Origin of the sequence: Aeromicrobium sp. Root344, from assembly GCF_001425755.1 — a bacterium.
GTDB lineage: Bacteria > Actinomycetota > Actinomycetes > Propionibacteriales > Nocardioidaceae > Aeromicrobium.
This window is the reverse complement of the sequence record NZ_LMDH01000001.1, coordinates 24,272-37,501: the sequence shown is the minus strand read 5'-3', so window position 1 is coordinate 37,501 and position 13,230 is coordinate 24,272. Positions and strand designations below refer to the sequence as shown.

The window sequence follows — 13,230 nt, the reverse complement described above, 5'->3', positions numbered from 1 at the left end:
CGGTCCTTGAGCTCGTCGGGAGGGCGTCCTCTCGACGAGCTCAAGGACCGAGCCGGCGTCAGAAGCGTTGCCAGGCAGGCTTGTTGTCCCACGCCTCGCGGTAGTAGTCGGCGAGCTGCAGGCCGGCCGCCGCGGCCTCGTCGACCACGACGGTCGCCCGCGGGTGCAGCTGCAGGATCGACGCCGGGCAGAACGCCGACACGGGGCCCTCGACGGCACTGGCCACGGCAGCGGACTTGCCCTCGCCCGTGGCGATGAGCACGAGGTGCCGGGCGTCGAGGATCGTGCCAAGACCCTGGGTGATGACGTGCCGCGGCACGTCGTCGATCGAGTCGAAGAAGCGGGCGTTGTCGACCCGCGTCTGCTGGGTCAAGGTCTTGACCCGCGTGCGGGACGCGAGCGACGAGCCGGGCTCGTTGAAGCCGAGGTGGCCGTCGGTCCCGATGCCGAGCAGCTGCACGTCGACGCCGCCGGCCGCGCTGATCGCGGCTTCGTAGCGCCCCGCCTCGGCCGGGATGTCCTGGGCCTCGCCGTCCGGCCCGTCGACGCGGTCCAGGCCGGCCTCGGCGGTGAACTCGCGCCGGATGACCGAGTGGTACGACTCCGGGTGCGTGCGGGGCAGGCCGACGTACTCGTCGAGCAGGAAGGCCCGGCACTCGGCAAGGCTCAGCGTTCCCTCGCTGCGGCGCCGGATCAGCTCTCGATAGGCCGGCAACGGTGACGAGCCGGTCGCCAGCCCGAGGACCGCGCCCGGGCGTACGTGCGTGACGACGATGTCGGCGACGAGTGCTCCTGCGGCCTCTCGGTCCGCGACGATCACGACCTCCACGAACGAACCTCCTCGTCTCCCGCGCCGAGCAGCGCGGCGCCCAGCGCGCCGGCTGGATGCCCGGCGGGCAACCACCGTACGCGTTCGGCGATCCCGGCCAGACGGCCGAGTGAGGTGTTCTCGTCCTCGCGCAGGCGGGTGAGGATCGCCTCGCGCAGGGCCGGGGTGGCCGACACGACGCCGCCGGTCACGAGGACGCAGCTGACATCGACGCTGTAGGCCAGCAGCGTGATGGCCTGGGCGATGCCGGAGATCAGCTCGTCGCGAATGCGGCCCGCGTCGGGGTCGCCCGCCCCGGCTGCCTCGAACAGCTCCGCTGCGGTGCCCGCCCACTGGCGGCGGACGCCGCTGCCCGAGGCATAGAGCTCGAGGCAGCCGCGGCGCCCGCAGGGGCAGAGCGGGCCGGTGGGGTCGTGCACGAGGTGGCCGATCTCGCCGGCCATGCCCCGAGAACCGTGGCGAAGCCGGCCGTCGAGCAGCAGCCCGGCGGCGATGCCGGTGCCGACGTTGAGCAGTGCGAGGTCGTCGACGTCGGAGCCCTGCTCTCGCAGCCACTGCAGGCCGCCGAGCGTTGCCGCCTTGACGTCGTTCTCGACCGAGGTCGGCACGCCGTCAGAGCCCGCCGAGACGGCCGCGGCGAGGTCCAGCGGCTCGCCGTCCAGCCCGAGGTTGACCGCGTGGGTCACGGCGCCGGCGTTGACGACGCCAGGCACACCGAGCCCGATGCTGACGACCTCGGCATCGGGTGGGAGCGCCGCGCGCAGCGCTGCCACCATGTCGAGGGCCCCGCTGACGACGCCTTCGCCGCCCTTGCGGGTCGGGTGCGTCTCCTCGGTGACGATGTCGTGGGGCTCCTCGGCGGCGACCGCGATGCCGTGCACGGTCGTGCCACCGATGTCGAGACCCAATCGGACCTTCATCGGGTGCCTCGCATCGCCGCGGCCAGGGCTTCGGTGAGCACCGCGGCCGAGCCGTAGGTGCGTACGACCCGGTCGTAGGCATCGAGTGCGGGGTCGGGCCAGCCGAGCTCGACCAGGACCGTGCGCGGGTTCGCAGCGAGCTGGTCCTGGATCCACGCCCACACGACGGGCACGGCCGTGGCGCGGCGGACGACGACAGCGACGTCTCCGTCGATCGGCGCCCGTCCCGCGACGTCGTCGGCGGTCAGGTCGAGGCGGGCGCCGCCGAGGTCGAGCCCGCCCCACGCGGTGTCGCCGACGGCGAGGTTGGTGCCGGTGTCGACACGTACGACGGTTGCGGCACCGCCCAGACGGGGTGCGCCGGCGGTGAGGCTCGTGGCGACCCGGCCCGCCGCCTCGCGGGCCGCGACGACGACCTCGTGCGCGTCGGGCCGCACCGCAATGCCGCTCCACGTCTCGCGAAGGGCATCGACGCGCTTGGCCGCCTCGGCGAGCCTCGCGAGCGGCAGCCCACCCGTGTCGACCGCGAGGCAGACCGCGTCGACGGACTCCTCGATCGCTCGGGGCGACTCCGTCTGCTCGGGACCGAGGCACAGCAGGTCGGCACCCGCGGCGAGCGCGAGCACCGCTGCGCCCCCGATGCCGTGCACCGCACTGGCCCCGGCCATGTCGAGGGCGTCGGTCACGATGACGCCGCCGAAACCCAGCTCGTCGCGCAGCAGCCCGGTCAGCACGGCGCGGCTCAGCGTCGCGGGTTCCTGGTCGTCGAACGCCTCCAGCAGCACGTGCGACGACATGATCGAGGCGGCGTCGTCGAGGACTGCCGTGAATGGGACCAGCTCGCGGGCGCGGAGCACGTCGGCCGGCGCGGTGACGCGGGGGAGGCCGAGGTGCGAGTCGGTGCTCGTGTCGCCGTGGCCGGGGAAGTGCTTGACCGATGCCGCGACACCCTGCGAGGCGAGCCCTGAGACGTACGCCGCGGTGTGGCGAGCGACCAGCCCGGGATCGGCGCCGAAGCTGCGCGTGCCGATGACGGGGTTGCCGGCGTTGCTGTTGATGTCGGCGCTGGGTGCGAGGTCGAGCCAGACGCCGGCGTGGGCCAGCTCGGCGCCGATGCCCGCGGCGACCGCCCGTGTGGCGGCGACGTCGTCGTACGCGCCGAGGGCTGCGTTGCCGGGGTAGGGGCTGCCCGTGCGGGCGTGCAGACGGGTCACGTCGCCGCCCTCCTCGTCGAGGGCGAGGACCGCGGACGGGTCGATGTCGCGTACGGCGCGGGCGAGATCGGCGAGATCGGCGTTGGGTGCCATGTTGTTGCCATAGAGGCACACCCCGGCGAGCCCTTGGGCGTACGCGCCGGCGAGCCAGTCCGGCACCGCGGGCCCGGCGAAGGCACCGAGCATCACCCCGTACGCCCGCCGTCGTGTCTCGGTCATCCCTTGACCGCCCCGCCGACCATGCCCGAGGTCATCCGGTTCTGCACGATCATGAACAAGATGATGACGGGTGTCGCGACGAGCGTCGCGCCCGCCATCACCGCGGGCCAGTCGACTGCTTCGTTGGACACGTCGGTCAGTCCCTTGAGCCACAGCGGCAGGGTCCGGTTGGACGGGTCCATCACGACGACCGCGAGCGTGTACTCGTTCCAGGCCTGCAGGAAGCCGTAGACGCTGCTCGCCACGAGGCCGGGCGCGAGCAGGGGGAACGTGATCGTGAAGAACGCCCGCGTGCGGCTGCAGCCGTCGGTCATCGCGGCTTCCTCCAGGTCGATCGGGATGCCGTCGACGAACCCGCGCAGCATCCACACCGTGAACGGCAGGATCAAGGCGCTGTAGAGCAGGCCGAGGCCGACGACACTGTTGAGCAGGCCCCAGTCGTTGAGCATCTTGTACTGAGAGATGAACAGTGCCTCGGGCGGGATCATCTGGATCGCCAGCACCGTGAAGATGAACGAGCGCCGTCCGCGGAATCGGAAGCGCGAGATCGCCACGGCCGCCACGAAGCCACAGAGCACCGCGGCGACGATCGCCAGCAGCGTGACGGTCAGGCTGAGCTTGAGCGAGTCGACGAACGAGTCGTCGAACACCCGGCCGAAGCCCGACGCGCTGAAGTCGGGCAGGAACGACGGGTTGGGGGAGCGGAGCGCCTCGACGGGCTGGAACGCGCTGTTGCCGATCCAGTAGACCGGGAACGCCCAGATCACGGCGAGGACGATCGCGACGACGCCCCACAGGCGGGCTCGGGCGTTCATCGGGGTTCCTCCTTGAGCAGTGACCACACGTAGCGGACGGTCAGGACGAGCGTCAGCACGAGGACGAACATGGCCATCGCGGACGCGGAGCCGTAGTCGTTCTGGCCGATGCCGAGCGAGTAGATGTAGGTGCCGAGCAGGTGCGTCTCGCTCGGGGTGCCGCCGACGTTCTGCAGGAAGTTGATCTGCGCGAACACCCGGAGGTCCCACACGATCTGCAGCAGCGCGACGATCGTCAGGACCGGCTTGATCGTGGGATAGACGATGTGGCGGAACCGTTGGATCGCGGTGGCCCCGTCGAGGTGGCTCGCCTCGAGCGTCTCCTCCGAGACCTGGGTCAGCGCCGCGTACGCCGTGAAGGCGACGAACGGCACGCTCATCCAGATGATGATGACGCTGGCGACGAAGAAGAACGAGAGCGGGTCGATCAGCCAGTTGTGGCCGTCGAAGCTGGCGAACCCGACCTTGCGGAGCGACCAGTTGACCAGGCCGTACCGGGTGTCGAACAGCCACTGCCACGCCGTCATCGCCGCGATGACCGGCATGGCCCAGGCCAGCAGCATGCTGATCTGCAGGATCAGGCGCGGCGCGGTGGCGACGCGCTTCATGAGCACCGCGACCAACGTGCCGAGGACCATCGTGATCGACGCGTTGACGAAGCAGAATGCCAGCGAGCGGGCGATGACGGTCCACATCGTGCGATCCGTGACGAGCTCGCGGTAGTTGTCCAGGCCGACCCACGGCGCGGGCTGCCCGAACTGCTGGGCCCGGCCGAACTCGTGGAACGACAGCATCAGCTGACGGCCGAGCGGGTACGCCATGCCGACGACGAGCACGAGGATCGCCGGGACGAGCAGGGCGTACGGTCCGGCCTTGCGCCTCAGCCGTGTGCTGCTCATGCTGTCCCTCCCTTCCTCGTGGTGATGGCGCACGCGCTGAGCCTGACGTTTCTGTTGTGGTTCCTCGGCGTGTCGCCGCAGAAACGTCAGGCTCAGCGGGAGTTGCGGTCCTACTTGTTGAGTGCGGCGTTGAGCTTGTCGTCCGTGGCCTTGGCCGCCTTGGTGACGTCCTCGCCGCTGGCGATCTTGCCGAAGAACTCCTCCATGATGCTGGCGCTCTCGACCGAGGCCCACTCCGGCGACGCCGGGGTGAGCTTGGAGTTGCTCGCCGCGGCGACCGCGGCCTTGGCGAACTCGTCGTCACCCATGAGGCCGGTGTACTTGTCGTTGGCCGGGCCGAGGCCGTTCTTGGCCAGCTGCTGCTGGAACTCGTCGCTGTAGATCAGCTTGAGCAGGTCGAACGACAGGTCCTGGTTCTTGGACTTGGCCGAGATGCCGAGGTTCGATCCGCCGGCGAACACGGGTGCCGCGCCGCCCTCGGTGCCCGGCAGGGCGAAGCCGCCGAGATCGGCCGCCTTCTTCTTGTCGACGCTCCACCGCGCCCAGCTCGGCGCCATGAACATCGCGGCCTCGCCGTTGTTGTACGCGGTCCAGGGCTCGGCGTCCTTGCCGTCCTTGGGTGCCGTGGTCGCCTTCTCGTACAGACCCTGCAGCTCCGTCAGGCCCTTGATGCTCTCCGGGGAGGAGAGGGTCGCGACCCACGTGCCGTCCTCCTGCTTGGCGATGTCGCCGCCGTTGGCGAAGATCCAGCTGATGCCGTTGCGCCAGTCCTGGCCCGGCAGCCAGAAACCGGAGTACTTGTCGCCGCCCTCGGCCTTGAGCTTCGTGGCGGCGTCGTTGAAACCGGCGAGGGTCGTCGGGACCTCGATGCCGGCGTCCTTGAACGCCTTCTTGCTGTAGAAGATGTAGCGCGAGCCCCAGTAGTAGGGGACGGCCGAGACCTTGCCGTCGTACGTGCCGGCCTCGACGAAGCTCTTGGGGCCGATGTTGTCGCCGAGCTGGTCGAGCTTGTCGGTCAGGTCCGTGAACGCGCCGACGCTCGTGAACGTCGCGGCCTGCGTGTTGCCGACCTCGACGACGTCGGGCGTCTTGTCGCTCTGCAGTGCGGTGTTGAGGCGGGGGATGAGCTCGCCCCAGTCGATGTGCTGGACCTTGAGGTTCTTGCCCTTGTGCTGCGCGGCGAACTCCTTGACGAGCCAGTCCTCCACCTTCTTGGGGGTGTCCTCCTTGCCGGCGAGCCACAGGGTCACGGTGTCGGACCCGCCCTCGGCCTTGTCGCCGTCACTGCTGCCACCACAGGCGGCCAGTGCGGTCAGCGCGAGGGCGGATGCCGCCGTCGCTGCCGCGATCTTGGTGAGCTTCATGGTTCTGTCCTCTTTCGGATCGTTCCTGGTCGTACGTTGCGAAGTTGGGTCGAGCACTGTCGGCAGGTCACACCACCCCTAGCTCGCGGTAGCGCACGAGCGCTGCCGCGCCCGTGAGCACGAGCTCGTCGTCGAGCGGAGCCAGGCGGATCTGCACCCGCTGCGCGACGAAAGGAAGGGTCTGGTGCGCGAGCGCGCTGCGCACGGCGTCGAGCAGGGCGCCCTCGAGCAGCTCGGCGGGGCCGTAGAGCACGACGTCGGCGATGCCGAGCGTCGTCACGACGGGAGTCAGGACCGAGGCGAGCCGGGTGCCGACCTCGGCGCGGGCGGCGTCGTTGTCGAGCTGGCGCAGCGCGGGTGCGGCGAGGAACGTCTCGAGGCAGCCGCGGTTGCCGCAGGCGCACTGGCGACCGTTCGGGTCGACCACGACGTGGCCGATCTCCCCGGCCGACTGCAGAGGGCCCGAGAGGGCGCGACCGTCGATCATGACGCCGCCACCGACACCTTGGCCGACCGTCAGGAGCAGGAGACCACCGTCGTCGCCGGCGCCGAACGCGCTCTCGGCGACGGCCGCGACGTTGGCGTCGTTGCCGGCGTGCACGGGGAGGCCGATCGCCGTCGACAGCTCACCGGCGAGGTCGAAGTCGGTCCACCCGAGGTTGGGGGCCAGGACGACCGTGCCGTCGGCGTCGACGATGCCGGGGGTGCCGATGCCGACGCCGAGGATGCGGCGGGTCGTGGCGGTCCGCAGGCGGATCGCGAGGTCGGAGATCACCGAGACGTCATCGCCGCGCACGAACGGGACCTGCTCGCGCGCCAGGATGTGGCCGTCGAGGTCGACGACGCCGCCAGACAGCTGGCCGGCGGCCGACAGGTCGAGCGCGATCGTGACGGGCGCCTCCTCCGAGATGCCGACGAGGGTCGCGGGCTTGCCCATGTGGGTGCCGGGGCGAGTGCCGAGCTCGCTGACGAATCCTTCGTCGATCAGCTCGGCGACGAGGTCGGAGATCGTGACGCGCGTCAGGGACGTCTCGCGGGCCAGGTCGGCGCGGCTGCGTGCGCCCTCGTCGACGAGCTGCTGCAGGATCAACGCCCGGTGGTGCCGGCGGGTGTCCGCCGGGCGTACCTTGCCGACGGGTCGGCGGCCGGCGGTGCTGCGCGTACGGGCCTCGTTGATCTGGGTCACATAGTTAATAAAGCGTACTAACAAAGTCTGGGTCAAGAGATTCCGGTGACAAATGCGTAAATCCTCGGGCGACCAGGCTCATCGAACGGTCGCTGAGGTGCCGGTTTGTACGGTGGGATCGTGACCCTCGTGGATCTGGGACGGGCCCAGGCAGACTGTGGCTCCAAGGCGCACGGGCTTGGACGTCTTCTCCGGTCGGGGGCGCACGTTCCTCCGGGATTCGTGGTGCTGGATGATCCGGACCCCGACGAGGTCGCCCAGGCCATGGCGCGCCTGACCGGCCCGTTCGCCGTACGTTCGTCCGGCCTCGCCGAGGACACGGCTGCGGCCTCGTTCGCGGGCCAGCTCGAGACCGTCCTGGGCGTTGTCGGCGTGGATCAGGCCCTCGCGGCGATCGCGACGTGTCGTGCCTCCGGCCGAAGCAGCCGCGCGCGTGCGTATGCGAGCCGTATGCAGGCGCCGGTGGAGTCGCACGTCCCGGTCATCGTGCAGCAGCTCGTCCCTGCTGACTTGGCCGGCGTCGCGTTCACCCAGGACCCTCGCTCCGGTGCTCGTGCCGTGGCGATCGAAGCGGCCTGGGGTCTGGGGGAGTCCGTCGTCAGCGGCCGGGTCGTCCCCGATGCCTTCACCCTCGTGGATGGGGGAGAGATCGAGACGACCACCGGCTCCAAGGCGACCCGACTCGACCATCGAGAGGGTGCACTGCGACGCACGGCCGTCGCGGCGGCAGACCGACGTCGTCCGGTACTCAGTGCCGAGCAGGCCCGAGAAGTCGCTGAAGCGGCGCTTCGGGCCGAGGCGGTCCACGGCACGGTCGTCGATGTCGAGTGGGCCATCGCCGGCGGCACCTTGTGGTTGCTGCAGGTGAGGCCGATCACCGGCGTCATCGGTCCACGTGAACGTCCCGAGGCGCCGGTCGGTGACGCGATCGTGCAGGGCGTCGGCGCCAGTCCTGGACGAGTCTCCGGCAGGGTTCGCGTCGTGCGAGACCTCGACGGATTCGGTGCGGTCGAGCCCGGTGACGTGCTCGTGTGCCGGACGACAGACCCGGCGTGGACACCGTTGTTCGGGATCGCCGCCGCGGTCGTCACCGAGACCGGCGGTGCGCTCTCGCACGCGGCGATCGTGGCCCGCGAGCTCGGCATCCCCGCCGTGGTGGGCGCCGACGGCGCGCGGGCCCGTCTCGCAGGCATGGAGTGGGTCGTCGTCGATGGCGACCATGGCACCGTCTCGAGCGCCCCGTGAGTCACGTCTCGCCCGTCGAGCTGCTCACGCTGCACGCCGTCCGGCTCAAGGGGTTTGCCGACGAGCGGGCCGTTGCCGGACGGTTCGACCTCGACGTGGAGGCCACCGGCGCGAGGCTGGAGGAGTTTGCCTCAGATGGGTGGATCACCCACAGCGCGTTCGGCGACCTGGCCGGCTGGTCCCTGACGGAGGCGGGGCGCCTGGTCAACGAGACCCAGCTCGCAGCGGAGCTCGACACGACTGCGAGCCGCGAGAGCGTCGCCGTGGTCCATGAACGGTTCCTGCCGCTCAACGCCACCGTGAGTGCCGCCTGCTCGAACGTGCAGCTCGATCCGGCGCCGGAGACCTTCGAACGGTCCTGGGAGGAGCTGTCCGTGGTCGCCGAACGGCTTCACGGACTCGAGCACGACCTGGTGGCTGGTCTGAGCCGCTTCGCGGGCTATCACCGCCGATTCACGACGGCACTGTTCAGGGCCGACGACGATCCGGCCTGGCTCACCGGAACCGACGTCGACTCGTGTCATCGGGTGTGGTTCGAGCTTCATGAGGACCTGATCGCGACCCTCGGCCTGAGCCGCTGAACCGGCTGCCGACCCGGCGACTAAAGTGGGCCGGACCCTCGGGCGTACGTCATCACGATGACGCACTCAGGCCCGCCGACACCCAGCCGGATTGGAAACACCTCCCCATGGCATCGACCGTCGACAACGTCATCAGCCTCAGCAAGCGCCGCGGCTTCGTCTACCAGTGTGGGGAGATCTACGGCGGCACCAAGTCCGCCTGGGACTACGGGCCGCTCGGCGTCGAGCTCAAGGACAACATCAAGCGCCAGTGGTGGCGGTCGATGGTGCAGGGCCGCGACGACGTCGTCGGCCTCGACTCGTCGGTGATCCTGCCGACCGACGTATGGAAGGCCTCCGGCCACCTCGCCGCGTTCGTCGACCCGCTCGTGGAGTGCCGGCACTGCCACAACCGCTTCCGTCAGGACCACCTGCAGGAGTCGTACGCCGAGAAGAAGGGCATCGACGACCCCGACACCGTCACGATGGACCTGATCGCGTGCCCCAACTGCGGCACCCGCGGCGAGTGGACCGAGCCGCGCATGTTCAACGGTCTGCTCAAGACCTACCTCGGCCCGGTCGAGTCCGAGGACGGCCTGCACTACCTCCGGCCCGAGACGGCCCAGGGCATCTTCATCAACTTCGCGCAGGTCATGACCACGTCGCGCAAGAAGCCCCCGTTCGGCATCGGCCAGATCGGCAAGAGCTTCCGCAACGAGATCACGCCGGGCAACTTCATCTTCCGCACGCGCGAGTTCGAGCAGATGGAGATGGAATTCTTCGTCGAGCCGGGCACCGACGAGGAGTGGCACGAGACCTGGATCCAGACCCGCATGGACTGGTACACCGGGCTGGGCATCAACCCCGACAACCTGCGGCTCTACGAGCACGCGCAGGAGAAGCTCTCGCACTACTCCAAGCGCACGGTCGACATCGAGTACCGCTTCGAGTTCGCCGGCTCCACGTGGGGCGAGCTGGAGGGCATCGCCAACCGCACCGACTTCGACCTCAAGACGCACAGCGAGCACTCCGGCAAGGACCTGATCTACTTCGACCAGCCCAACAACGAGCGCTGGACGCCGTACGTCATCGAGCCCGCAGCCGGCGTCAACCGCTCCATGATGGCGTTCCTGATCGATGCCTACGTCGAGGAGCAGGTGCCCAACGCCAAGGGCGGCACCGACACCCGTACGCTCCTCAAGCTCGATCCGCGGCTCGCGCCGGTCAAGGCCGCCGTGCTGCCGCTGTCGCGCAACGAGGACCTGTCGCCCAAGGCGCGGGCCCTGGCCGCTGAGCTCCGGGGCTTCTGGAACGTCGACTTCGACGACGCGCAGGCGATCGGCAAGCGCTATCGCCGTCAGGACGAGATCGGTACGCCCTACTGCATCACGGTCGACTTCGACACGCTTGACGACCAGGCGGTGACGATCCGCGAGCGCGACTCGATGACCCAGGAGCGCATCGCGCTCGACCAGGTGACGTCGTGGCTCGCGGCGCGTCTGCCGGGCTGCTGATCCACTCGTGGGCGACAATCGGCGCGTGAAGTCATTCAGGTTCGTCGCGGCCGTCGCCGCCCTCGCGTTCGTCGCCGGTTGCGGTGGCTCGTCGGACGGTGGCAAGAAGTCGGACGAGGTGCCGGTGCCCAAGGGGTTCGAGGTGCCCAAGGGGGTCACCCTCACCAAGGGTGGCACGACGCTGACCGAGGACAAGCCGGCCAGCGTGGTCTACCAGGTCGGCGACAAGGCGGCCAGCGCGATCACGGTGACCGTCGCCGCGGTCCGCAAGGGCTCGATCAAGCGGGACTTCGCGTTCTTCTCCCTCGATGCCGCCTCGGAGGCGTCCACCCCGTTCTACGTCGACCTCACGGTCAAGAACGAGGGGCCGGCCGGACTCGGTGGCGCTGCCCTGCCGATCTTCGCGCACGACTCGAGCAACACGAACCTGCCGGCCAACCAGATCGTCGGCAACTTCAAGCCCTGCAAGAACTCGACGCTGCCCAAGAGCTTCCTGCCGGGGGCGACGGCCAAGCTGTGCCTGGTCTACCTGGTGCCCAAGGGCAAGGCCCTGGTGTCGGTCGACCTCCAGACCGGCTCGACCAAGGACGCCATCACCTGGACCCCGTAGGACCGAGATTCGGATCCGAGTGCACCGTCGGCGCGGCGCGCGTGGTGCACTGCGATCCACATCTCGGGGACCGGCGACCAAGGCCGTGACACCTGTCATGGTCACGTCGTGACCTAACGATCAGGGCGGGGCGCTGCTGCGGCACCACGATGAGAGCATGAACTCATCCACTCCCGCCGTCAGCATCGACGGCGTCGTCAAGAGGTTCGGCCCGGTCACCGCGGTCGACGGTCTGAGCCTGCAGATCCAGCCCGGCGAGGTCGTCGCGTTCCTGGGACCCAACGGCGCGGGCAAGACCACGACGGTCGACATGATCCTCGGGCTGTCACAGCCGTCGGAGGGCTCGGTCCAGATCTTCGGCGGCGACCCCCGCAGGGCGGTCGCCCTGGGCCGGGTCGCGGCGGTCATGCAGACCGGTGGCCTGCTGAAGGACTTCACGGTCCGCGAGACGGTCGAGCTCACTGCCTCGCTCTTCAGGCCGTCCCGCCCGGTCGACGAGGTCCTGGACCGCGCCGGCATCCTCGACATCGGCGACCGGATGGTGGGCAAGGCGTCCGGCGGTCAGCAGCAGCGCCTGCGGTTCGCGCTGGCGCTGCTGTCCGACCCCGACCTGCTGATCCTCGACGAGCCGACGACCGGCATGGACGTCCAGGGCCGCCGCGACTTCTGGGCGGCGATCCGGTCGGATGCCGCCCGTGGTCGTACGACGGTCTTCGCGACGCACTACCTCGAGGAGGCGGACGCGTACGCCGACCGCATCGTGCTCGTCCGGAAGGGCAAGATCGTCGCCGACGGCACGGCCGCCGAGATCAAGGCGCTGTCGGCCGGGCGCACGGTCCGGGCGACGTGGCACGCCCCTGACACCGACGCGATCGCGAAGGTCGAGGGCGTCGACTCGATCGACGTCCGCGGCGAATCGGTGCTCATCCACGGCTCCGACAGCGACGCGATCGCGCGCTACCTGCTCAACCACACCACCGCGTGTGACCTCGAAATCACCTCCCGCAACCTCGAAGAGGCGTTCGTCGCGCTGACCGGCGACGACGCCCTCACTCCAGAAGGAGCCCTCGCATGAGCATCGCCGCCGAGACCCGTCGCATCCCTCCGTTCGGCGGGTTCTCGCCGACGTTCTACGCCCTCGAGCTGAAGCGCATGCTGCGCAACAAGCGCTCGATGATCTTCACCCTCATCGCACCGAGCGTGTTCTTCCTGCTGTTCGGATCGGACGCGTCGTACCGGACCGAGCGCGTCGGGCACGGCAACACCACGGCGTACATCATGGTCAGCATGGCGGTCTACGGCGCCATGATCGCGACCACCGCGGGCGGGGCGATGGTGGCCACGGAACGCGCCCTCGGCTGGAGCCGGCAGCTGCGGTTGACGCCCCTGAAGCCCGTCGCGTACGTCGGCATCAAGGTGCTCGTCGCCATGACGATGGGGGCGGCCGCGATCGTGGCCGTGTTCGTGGTCGGCAACCTGCGCGGCGCCGACCTGCCGTTCGGGCGGCTCATCCTCTGCGGCGTGATCGGCTGGGGCTGCACGTTGGTGTTCGCCGCATTCGGGCTGTTCATGGGCTACCTGCTGCCGAGCGAGAACGTCATGCAGCTGCTCGGCCCTTCGCTCGCCCTGCTGGCGCTGGCCGGCGGCCTGTTCACGCCGCTCGACAACTTCAGCCAAGGCTTCCAGGACTTCGCGAAGTTCACTCCGGCGTACGGCGTGGGGGTGCTGTCGCGGGCCCCGTTCGGCTCCGACGGCAACGTGTCGCTGGCCGTGCTCAACATCGCCGTCTGGACCGCGATCTTCGTGGGCGGCGCGGCCTGGCGGATGAGCAAGGACACGCAGCGCGTCTGATGGC

Annotated in this window: 13 protein-coding genes; 6 read left to right on the top strand and 7 right to left on the bottom strand. The window is 69.7% G+C overall.

All coding sequences use genetic code 11. The annotated features are described in order from the left end of the window. Window positions 1-58: 58 nt before the first annotated feature. From nagB to ASC61_RS00140, 7 genes are all read right to left on the bottom strand, one after another. Complete coding sequence (nagB, locus tag ASC61_RS00170) at window positions 59-829, bottom strand: glucosamine-6-phosphate deaminase (protein ID WP_056207650.1); 771 nt, start codon at window positions 827-829, stop codon at window positions 59-61. Continuing rightward, window positions 817-1,749: an ROK family protein gene (locus tag ASC61_RS00165; RefSeq protein WP_056207647.1), complete on the bottom strand. Its 933-nt coding sequence runs from the start codon at window positions 1,747-1,749 to the stop codon at window positions 817-819. Before ASC61_RS00165 ends, nagB begins: the two co-directional genes overlap by 13 nt. Further along, window positions 1,746-3,182, bottom strand: a complete 1,437-nt coding sequence (locus ASC61_RS00160; protein WP_056207644.1) for a glycoside hydrolase family 3 N-terminal domain-containing protein — start codon at window positions 3,180-3,182, stop codon at window positions 1,746-1,748. The genes ASC61_RS00165 and ASC61_RS00160 overlap by 4 nt, the downstream gene beginning before the upstream one ends. After that, window positions 3,179-3,997, bottom strand: coding sequence for a carbohydrate ABC transporter permease (locus ASC61_RS00155; RefSeq protein WP_056207641.1), 819 nt, complete (start codon window positions 3,995-3,997; stop codon window positions 3,179-3,181). Before ASC61_RS00155 ends, ASC61_RS00160 begins: the two co-directional genes overlap by 4 nt. Beyond that, on the bottom strand, window positions 3,994-4,896 hold the full coding sequence (locus ASC61_RS00150) for a carbohydrate ABC transporter permease (protein WP_056207638.1): 903 nt from the start codon (window positions 4,894-4,896) through the stop codon (window positions 3,994-3,996). Before ASC61_RS00150 ends, ASC61_RS00155 begins: the two co-directional genes overlap by 4 nt. 110 nt (window positions 4,897-5,006) lie before the next feature. Further along, window positions 5,007-6,260 carry an extracellular solute-binding protein gene (locus ASC61_RS00145; protein WP_056207636.1) on the bottom strand — a complete coding sequence of 418 codons (1,254 nt, stop codon included), beginning with the start codon at window positions 6,258-6,260 and terminating at the stop codon, window positions 5,007-5,009. 67 nt (window positions 6,261-6,327) lie between these two features. Further along, window positions 6,328-7,446 carry an ROK family protein gene (locus tag ASC61_RS00140; protein ID WP_235503435.1) on the bottom strand — a complete coding sequence of 373 codons (1,119 nt, stop codon included), beginning with the start codon at window positions 7,444-7,446 and terminating at the stop codon, window positions 6,328-6,330. Window positions 7,447-7,566: 120 nt separating this feature from the next. Here ASC61_RS00140 and ASC61_RS00135 point away from each other — a divergent pair, with 120 nt between their 5' ends. From ASC61_RS00135 to ASC61_RS00110, 6 genes are all read left to right on the top strand, one after another. Continuing rightward, entirely contained in the window at window positions 7,567-8,691 is a 1,125-nt protein-coding gene (locus ASC61_RS00135) for a PEP/pyruvate-binding domain-containing protein (RefSeq protein ID WP_157439321.1), read from the top strand. Next, entirely contained in the window at window positions 8,688-9,272 is a 585-nt protein-coding gene (locus tag ASC61_RS00130) for a hypothetical protein (protein WP_056207629.1), read from the top strand. The genes ASC61_RS00135 and ASC61_RS00130 overlap by 4 nt, the downstream gene beginning before the upstream one ends. 107 nt (window positions 9,273-9,379) lie before the next feature. Further along, window positions 9,380-10,765, top strand: coding sequence for a glycine--tRNA ligase (locus ASC61_RS00125; protein WP_056207625.1), 1,386 nt, complete (start codon window positions 9,380-9,382; stop codon window positions 10,763-10,765). 25 nt (window positions 10,766-10,790) lie between these two features. Next, window positions 10,791-11,375 carry a hypothetical protein gene (locus ASC61_RS00120; RefSeq protein ID WP_157439320.1) on the top strand — a complete coding sequence of 195 codons (585 nt, stop codon included), beginning with the start codon at window positions 10,791-10,793 and terminating at the stop codon, window positions 11,373-11,375. A 157-nt stretch (window positions 11,376-11,532) separates the two neighbouring features. Beyond that, a complete protein-coding gene (locus tag ASC61_RS00115) occupies window positions 11,533-12,450 on the top strand; it encodes an ABC transporter ATP-binding protein (RefSeq protein WP_056207619.1) in 918 nt (305 codons plus the stop codon). After that, window positions 12,447-13,226, top strand: coding sequence for an ABC transporter permease (locus ASC61_RS00110; RefSeq protein WP_056207616.1), 780 nt, complete (start codon window positions 12,447-12,449; stop codon window positions 13,224-13,226). The genes ASC61_RS00115 and ASC61_RS00110 overlap by 4 nt, the downstream gene beginning before the upstream one ends. Window positions 13,227-13,230: the final 4 nt, after the last annotated feature.

What these genes read in the sequence shown, in the direction of transcription:
- ASC61_RS00160 (WP_056207644.1), bottom strand. Translation starts at nt 3,182, where the DNA reads ATGACCGAGACACGACGGCGGGCGTACGGGGTGATGCTCGGTGCCTTC.
- ASC61_RS00125 (WP_056207625.1), top strand. Translation starts at nt 9,380, where the DNA reads ATGGCATCGACCGTCGACAACGTCATCAGCCTCAGCAAGCGCCGCGGC.
- ASC61_RS00150 (WP_056207638.1), bottom strand. Translation starts at nt 4,896, where the DNA reads ATGAGCAGCACACGGCTGAGGCGCAAGGCCGGACCGTACGCCCTGCTC.
- ASC61_RS00115 (WP_056207619.1), top strand. Translation starts at nt 11,533, where the DNA reads ATGAACTCATCCACTCCCGCCGTCAGCATCGACGGCGTCGTCAAGAGG.
- ASC61_RS00155 (WP_056207641.1), bottom strand. Translation starts at nt 3,997, where the DNA reads ATGAACGCCCGAGCCCGCCTGTGGGGCGTCGTCGCGATCGTCCTCGCC.
- ASC61_RS00165 (WP_056207647.1), bottom strand. Translation starts at nt 1,749, where the DNA reads ATGAAGGTCCGATTGGGTCTCGACATCGGTGGCACGACCGTGCACGGC.
- ASC61_RS00110 (WP_056207616.1), top strand. Translation starts at nt 12,447, where the DNA reads ATGAGCATCGCCGCCGAGACCCGTCGCATCCCTCCGTTCGGCGGGTTC.
- ASC61_RS00145 (WP_056207636.1), bottom strand. Translation starts at nt 6,260, where the DNA reads ATGAAGCTCACCAAGATCGCGGCAGCGACGGCGGCATCCGCCCTCGCG.